The sequence below is a fragment of the Haloferula sp. genome, from assembly GCF_049672945.1.
Lineage (GTDB): Bacteria > Verrucomicrobiota > Verrucomicrobiia > Verrucomicrobiales > Akkermansiaceae > Haloferula.
In genome coordinates, this window is record NZ_JBATWY010000027.1 from 1 (window position 1) to 7,717 (window position 7,717).

The following is a 7,717-nucleotide window of genomic DNA, read 5'->3' on the forward strand; positions in this document are numbered from 1 at the left end:
CGGGCGGCAGCGCTACAACGTGTTGGGAGCTGTAGAGACGCGGGACCACGACTTTGTGAGCATCAGGAACACCGGATCGGTGAACTCTGACACGGTCTGCGAACTGCTTGCCAAGCTCCACGCCACCCTCAACGACCTCATGAACGCCATCGACCCCTAAGCCTACGCCGCCGCCCTGACCCGCTGGCTTCAGGCAAATACCGGCATCCTTCCCCGCAGCCTCGCCTTCGACGGCAAGAGCATCGGCGACGGCAAATGCGGCATGATCGTCACCCTCTGTCGCCACGAAGACGGTCGCCCCGTCGCCATGATCCCCGCCACCGGCGAAAAGGAAGACAGCGAGCCCAGCGAAGCCCGCGCCCTCCTCTCCGACCCGCAAATGCGCCTCGAAAACGCCCTCATTTGATCCCGCCCCCCCGGCGGTCCCCCCTACGGGGCACGTCGCGTTCGCTCCCGTCCATCTCGCTCCGCTCGATTCCGCCGACCCGCTCCACAACAAAGAACCCGCCCTGCGCGTCATCATCGAGAAAGGCGGCGACTACCAGGATCGCAAGCAACTGGCCATCGATCTCATCCTGAAGGCCCGACCGTTCCCATGACCTCTCCAGCCAATCGCCCTACTGCTATGGTCCGCCCATGGCAGCCAAGTTTGTCAATTGACCACGATTCGCCACTTCTTCTGCCCCCGGACCTGCGGGATTGGGTCGAGTCCGACCACATGGTCCATTTCATCATGGATGCGGTCGACGCGCTGGATCTCAGCACCGCCCGGATCAACGAGCGAGGCGCCGACTCCGCGCAATACCCGCCCCACATGATGCTGACGCTGCTGATCTATTGCTACGCCACCGGCACATTTTCGAGCCGCCGCATCGAGACGCTCACTTACGAAAACGTCGCAGTGCGCTACCTCTGCGCCGACACCCATCCCCACCACGACTCCATCTGCAAGTTCCGCCGCGAGAACAAGGACCTGCTCGGTTCCTGCTTCCACCAGGTGCTCGAACTCGCGGCCCGCGCCCAGGTGTTCAAAGTCGGTGATCTCACCGTCTCGGTGGACGGCACCAAGATCCTGGCCAACGCCAGCAAACACAGCGCGATGAGCCACGACCATGTGGGAAAGCAACTCAAACTCGCCGAAGACCAGATCCAGGAACTCCTCGCCAAAGCCGAAGATGCCGACAGCATCCCCTTGCAAGACGGACTGAGCGTGCCCGGAGAAATCAAGCGGCGCGAAGACCGCATCGCCAAACTCAAAGAGGCCAAAAAAGTCATGGAAGAGCGGGCCAGAGAGCGCTTCGCCGAGGAGAAAGCCGGATACGAAGCCAAACTCGCCCAGCGCAAAGCCAAGGAAAAGCAGACCGGAGCCAAGAGCCGGGGCAAGACACCCAAGCCGCCGCAGGAAGGCCCCCGACCCAAGGACCAGTACAACTTCACCGACCCCGAAAGCCGGATCATGAAAGACGGGGGCAGCTTCGAACAATGCTACAACGCGCAAGCCGCCGTGGACATCGATACGATGCTCGTAGTAGGTCAGCATGTCTGCGACGCCCCCAACGACAAACAACAACTCAAGCCCGCCATCGAGAGCATCAGCCCCGTGGTTGGAAAGGTGGCCAACGGCCTGGCCGACAGCGGGTACTACAGCGAGCAAGCCGTCGCCGCCGTGGAGAATGACGGCGCAGGTCCCACGATCTACGCCGCGATGAAGCGCCAACCGCACGGCCGCAGCATCCGGCAACTTGAGAAGCGCGGCGACCCGCCCGCGCCCCCACCTGGAGCGACGGTCGCCGAGATCATGGCGCACCGGTTGGAAACACGTGCGGGCAAGGAGCTCTACGGAATGCGCAAACGAACCGTCGAACCCGTCTTCGGGATCATCAAGGAAGTGCTCGGCTTCCGGCGCTTCCATTTGCGCGGCCTGGAGAAAGTGAGCCTGGAGCGGAGCCTGGTGAGCACCAGCTACAACCTGAAACGGCTCTTCAATCTCGGAATGCGGCTCGAAAGAGCCTGAAGCGAGGCCTGGGGCGGATCCCGGGCACCATAGCCGCCTTGACAAGCACAGATCGGACACTGGAGACACCAAATTCGCCCGTCCGCCGTCACCAAGAACTACCAACCGATTTCCCGGTTATCGTTCAACCCGCACGGCACCGATACGTCCCTCGACTCAAGTCCGACAGACTGCTAGCAATTTATCCCGAGCTGGCGGTGAGCCTCCCGCTTTTGACATTGATGAACCAAGCCTTGGTCCCCTCGGGAAGAGTCACCGTAGCGCGCCAGTCATCACCCGTCTTCGTGAGGTCGGCGGGAATCTCATTCCATGCGCGCTGCCCCGTGATTCTATCATCGGCAGTCAAAACAAGGATGGCTTCACTTGGCTTCTTCGAAGAAGTAAAGATCACCCTCTGAGCGCACCTCAGTAGTTAGTGTAATAATTCTTCTGCTTAAGATCACCGATCTGCTTTATCGTTTCGGCGTGACCGTCACAGAACACGACGTTGGCCGTTCCATCGTGGCGCAGGGGAAGCATCGATTCGTCCGGATCCCAGAAGCCTCCTTCTGGAATCTCAGCGGTCGTCAACTCCTTGTCTCGGTCTGCCGGATTTCCGACGCGGTTTCCCCACCATCTGGCACTATAGCCAAGTGAGCGAGGATTACTCGTAAATTGAGCCGAATCACTCATCATCCAGACCTCGGAAGGACGCCGGACCTCAGTCGTGCGAACAAGTGGTGGCTTGCCGTCGGTATAGTACCCCATCACCATTGGATTGGTTCCATAGGCAGAAATCGGATTCCCTCGTTTATTGGTGCCCTTGAACCTGGCTGCCGGACACGAAACACATGGCAGGTGGTTGATGAGAACTCCGACATTCTCACCATTATTTTGGATCGACCCATTCTCGAGTTTGGTCTGATTGTTAACGGGCGGGAAATGACCCAAGTCAGAAGCCTCGCCTCGCACGACGATTGCGAGTTGCCGCAAATTCGACATGCATTGGCTTGCTTGAGCCTTCTTCTTCACTCTCGCCGCAATTGGGAAAATAATGGCGGCGAGTGCGACAATGATCACGATGACCACGAGAAGCTCCACGAGGGTGAAGCCGCACCGACGGACAACACTCAAAGGACGGACCCATGTTAATGACTTTCTGGTTTTCATAAAATTTTCGGATCCCGTGAGGGCTATTGAAGGTATGTCAAATAGCATCAACTATCAAGTCTCCGATTGAGTTCCATCTTACTGCGGTCCATTATTCCGTCCATCCTGTGTCTACGTGATGCCGGCAATTGCTCGAAAATCGCTAGGAAATGGGCTGGCTGATGGAGCCCCAAACGAACGGGTTCGGCAAGAAGTGGCAGTGCCGACCTTGCTTGGCCAATGCGTTCACTTCAGAGGGAGGAGGCTACCTGACGAAAGGATCAACTCAGCCCTGGCTCTTATCTTCGGCTTCGCTTGGCAGCCCGTCAGTCAAGTCTTCCACTTGATCGGCTTTTCTCGGGTTGACGGATGAGCAATCGCGGCGCTGGATGGGCGGTGCAAGAGTTCGGATGAATAGATCGTTGAGATGGAATTGGTTGAGCATGACCACAATGGGTCTTGCCTTGTGCGGCTGGCTTGGAGCTGCCGAACTGGTTAAAGATTTCAGCCTGCATTCTCTGGTCGAGCTGCAGAAGCTTCGGGATGACATTGAAGAGGAAATGAAGGGGGTGGCTCGTGCCAGTCTGAATAGTGGAGTGGGGCCAATCGGCTACCGGTCGAAGTGGGTTGATGAACCAGATCACCCGGAGTGGGTTCAGATTGACTTGGGTGGCGAGGGGCCAGTGGATGAGATTGTGATGGTTCCGGCGCTGTGGAGGGATACTGAGCGTGGCTTTGTATCCGATGCGTTTCCGGCGGCCTTCCGGATTATTGTAGGGACACATGATGAAGATGAGGGGAAGGTGGTTTTTGAGATTAAAGATACATCGGAATGGCTTCCCCGTGTGGCGCCTGTCGTGCTTCCGCTTGAAGGTGTTCGGGCATCATGGATCCGGGTGGAGGCAACCCGTCTCAATCCGCGAGCGTTCGACGGCCACTACCTTTTCCAACTCTCGGAGCTGATGGTTATGGAGGGAGAAACGAACCGTGCCCTGCGCCGGCAGGTGACTCCCCTTCGGGATCCGTCAGATCCAAAGTTGAAGACATGGAACAATGAGTGTCTGGTCGATGGCATTCTGCCTTACGTCATGAATGCGGCAGAGGGCAGTCAAAGCCTCCCCGTAGTGGGCCTCGTGGAGGAAGACGAGGTTCCCATGATCACTATCGATCTGGAGGGCGAGCAACTGCTTTCTGGAATTCGCCTCCACGCCGTCGATCAGAGCGACACAGCTCCGCAGGCGTTCGGAGGAGACTTTGGCTTGCCGCGGCACTTCCGTTTGGAGGGCGCGAGCAACAAAGACTTCTCCGATGCGCGAGAGCTGCTTGATGTGCAACTCAGCTCGATTTTTCAGACGGGACCCGTGATGGCGTGGAATTTCGATGAGGTAATGTGCCGCCATGTTCGCCTCGTGGCTATTGAACCTAATTTGGCTGAGAGTCCGGTGACGGGCTTGGTCAGGATGGGTTTTGCCGAGATCGAGTTGATTGCGGAAGGTGACAATGTGGCACTGGGTCGACCGGTTGTATGTAATTTCATCCAAGATTCGCCGGACCGTTCTGAGACGGCTTTGACCGATGGGTTGAATTTGTATGGGGAGATCCTCCCGCCGCGCCGTTGGATGGTAGAGTTGGCTCGTCGTCACGATCTTGAGGTGGCTCTTCCTCGCGTGACCGCTGAGCTATCCAGTCGCTACGATCGTCAGCGGGACCGACTGAACTTAGTCTCCTGGGTCGCGGTCAGCCTTGGTGCCGGAATCGGACTTCTACTGCTGTATTTCCGGATGCGAAGCATGCGACAGGAGAAGAGGATCAGGGAGCGGATCGCAGCAAATCTGCACGATGAGCTTGGTGCCAATTTGCACGCTATCGGCCTGTTGGGTGATCTAGCAAAGGATGCAATCAAGACGCCCGAAGAACTTGTCGACACGCTCGACCGCATTAGAGGACTCACAGAGAGGACGGGATCAGCTGCGAGGAACTGCGCCAACATGATCGGGGCCAAGGATGTGTGTGAAGATCTGACGGCCGAGATGAGACGAGACTCTAGCCGGCTATTGGCGGACTTGGATTACACGCTTGAGTTCGAGGGTGAGGAGATCCTTCGCCGGATGAAACGGAGACGTCGGATTGACTTGTATCTTTTTTACAAGGAGGCACTGGTAAATGTCATTCGGCATTCGGGCGCGACTCGTGTGGAGTCGCGTCTGGTTGCCGACTCTAAGAGAATTTGCCTCACCGTGACGGACAATGGCCATGGATATTCAGGTAGTCCGCCAGCCTCGTTGGCAAGGAGAGCCCGCATGCTTGGAGCCCGATTCAATTTAGATTCGCCGGACTCCGGTGGAACCCTTGTGCGCCTAACACTTAAGACCCGTAGCTTTCGATCACCACGATGAACCGTCCAATTTCACTAATGCTCGTTGAAGACAACCCTGAATATCGAGCTGTGATTCGACTCGCACTGAAGCGAGATGGAGGTATCGAACTCGTCGATGAGTTCGGAACGGCCGAGATTGCCTTACGGACAGTACAGGATGCACCATTGGTCAATCGCCCGGATATCTTACTTCTGGATCTCAGACTACCTGGCATGAGCGGGCTCGATGCCTTGCCTTATTTCAAGAAGGTTGTGCCAGACGCCAAGATCATCATCCTTACCCAGTCTGATCAGGAGGCCGATGTCCTTCGTGCCATCTCCCTCGGGGCGGACGGCTACCTGCTCAAGGCTTCGACGGTGACAGCGATCAAGGAAGGCATTCGCACTGTGATTGAGGGAGGAGCACCCCTTGATCCCGGCGTAGCGAAGTTTCTGCTGAAATCGTTGCAGTCACGCCTGCCGAAAGTCGCGAGTGAAAAATTGCTATCAGTGCGTGAGCTTGAGATTCTCAGCCTGCTAGGGGAAGGCATGCTCAAGAAGGAAATTGCTGAGCGACTTGGAATCAGCTACCCAACCGTGGATTCCCATGTGAGGCACATTTATGAGAAGCTGAAAGTGCGCAACGCGCCATCCGCGATCACCACGGCACACCGTCTAGGCATATTTCCCCCTGATGATTGACATCTACCAAATCAAGATGAGAGAAGGCAAAAGGAGGAGATGCAACCCGGATTGCTTACGGAGGAAAATGCGGATTTTCTGGTCGGCTATAGTGATCCCTCCGAGGTTGAACAGCCGATAATGTTGTTCAGGTTGCTTGGATCAATTGGGTTTGGTGGTATCGGTTTGATGACGGGTTCGAAAACGCACCAGCCATCCTTTCCGCAATGGATCAAGGCGAGGTCGGTGGCTCAGCGTTGATTGGGTAGTGCAGCGATCGAACTTGATCCCTTTACGCAGAGGCTTCTGCCGGCCCGGCGACGGGCCTGAGTCCAGCGACTGAGGCACTTGATCCGGTGAACCTTTTTCCAGTCGATCTTGATTCCGTAGCGGAAACGCAGGCGACGCCACGTTCCCCGGACGGCCGCGCAAATCTTAATTCAGTCCGGGGATGTCGACCTCGGCAGCCAAACCGTTTTTCACCGCGCCGGGGTAGTTGTTAAATCCTGCCGAAGTCAGGCGTGTTGGGTCCTCGTCCTTGCAGATCTGGTGCAGGTGGCGCGCGAGCTTCCAGCCGTCCTTCTGTCCTGAACTTGTTGTAGCCCTTTTCGACCTTTGCGATCTGCCAGCAGTCAAAAGCTTCCACTTGAACCATCAAGCCAATTTTGCCGCAGATCTCTAACAACTCCGGTGAAGGCGGATTGTGCGAAGTGCGGATCGAGTTCACGCCCATTAACTGCATGATCTCCATCTGGCGCTCGGTGGCGCGGTAGTTCACCGCAGCTCCGAGCGCGCCGAGGTCGTGGTGCATGCACACGCCGTTGATTCGAACGTGTTTGCCATTGAGGAAAGGGCCTTTGCCCGCGACGTAGTCGACCGTGCGAATGCCGAAGGGCACTTCATAGCGATCGACTTCCTGATCGCCGTTGAGAATGCGCGTCACGGCCGTGTAGCGCACTGGCTTCGTGATGTCCCATCGCTGCGGATTGGAAACTTCCACGGACTGAGACTGAGTGATCGTCTCGCCCGGATTCAGCGCGACGGAAGACTGGGACTCGGCAACCTTTTTGCCGGAAGGATCGAGCACATCGACGGCGACCGTCACCTTCACTTGCGTAGCACCGCCGGGGCGGATCTGGTTTTCCACCCGGACCTCGGCGAGTGCATCACCGACCTTCGGCGTCGTCACGAAGCTGCCCCACAGCGGCACGCGGGTTTCCGAACGAAGCACCATCCAGGTGTTGCGGTAGAGACCGGCACCGGGGTACCAGCGCGACGAGAGATCCTCGGGTTGCAGACGCACCGCCAGTTCGTTCATGCCCGCACTTTTCAGGAAAGAAGTCAGATCGGAATGGCACTGTTTTAAGCCCGATCTCGGTGTTTTTGGTGTGTTTTTTCCGGCGAAGCCTACCGCTCCCGATTCCGCATCACCCTTCCGGCTGTAGCGATTGAGAGCGGCAAGTAGATCTGAATTCCCAGATTCCCTGGGGATTCCCGTCCCGACAGGCCGCTTATAACAGTGCCATTCGAGTCAGATC

General features: G+C 57.2%; 5 protein-coding genes and 2 pseudogenes. 5 read left to right on the top strand and 2 right to left on the bottom strand.

The features are described 5' to 3' along the window. The 3 genes and pseudogenes from WBG04_RS02360 to WBG04_RS02370 form a co-directional block, all read left to right on the top strand. Nucleotides 1-127 (top strand): annotated as a pseudogene (locus WBG04_RS02360) (IS630 family transposase); the annotation flags it as partial. Between the two features lie 135 nt (nucleotides 128-262). Further along, entirely contained in the window at nucleotides 263-406 is a 144-nt protein-coding gene (locus WBG04_RS02365; protein WP_424312745.1) for a hypothetical protein, read from the top strand. 230 nt (nucleotides 407-636) lie between these two features. After that, a pseudogene (locus WBG04_RS02370) lies at nucleotides 637-2,014 on the top strand (transposase). Nucleotides 2,015-2,419: 405 nt separating this feature from the next. Here WBG04_RS02370 and WBG04_RS02375 read toward each other — a convergent pair. After that, on the bottom strand, nucleotides 2,420-3,211 hold the full coding sequence (locus WBG04_RS02375) for a prepilin-type N-terminal cleavage/methylation domain-containing protein (protein WP_424312746.1): 792 nt from the start codon (nucleotides 3,209-3,211) through the stop codon (nucleotides 2,420-2,422). Between the two features lie 374 nt (nucleotides 3,212-3,585). Here WBG04_RS02375 and WBG04_RS02380 point away from each other — a divergent pair, with 374 nt between their 5' ends. Both WBG04_RS02380 and WBG04_RS02385 read left to right on the top strand, forming a co-directional pair. Further along, nucleotides 3,586-5,538: a histidine kinase gene (locus WBG04_RS02380; protein ID WP_424312749.1), complete on the top strand. Its 1,953-nt coding sequence runs from the start codon at nucleotides 3,586-3,588 to the stop codon at nucleotides 5,536-5,538. Beyond that, entirely contained in the window at nucleotides 5,535-6,200 is a 666-nt protein-coding gene (locus tag WBG04_RS02385) for a response regulator (protein ID WP_424312747.1), read from the top strand. Before WBG04_RS02380 ends, WBG04_RS02385 begins: the two co-directional genes overlap by 4 nt. Nucleotides 6,201-6,678: 478 nt before the next feature. Here the strand turns inward: WBG04_RS02385 and WBG04_RS02390 are convergent, their stop codons facing one another. Next, nucleotides 6,679-7,497, bottom strand: coding sequence for a glycoside hydrolase family 2 TIM barrel-domain containing protein (locus tag WBG04_RS02390; RefSeq protein ID WP_424312748.1), 819 nt, complete (start codon nucleotides 7,495-7,497; stop codon nucleotides 6,679-6,681). Nucleotides 7,498-7,717 lie beyond the last annotated feature (220 nt).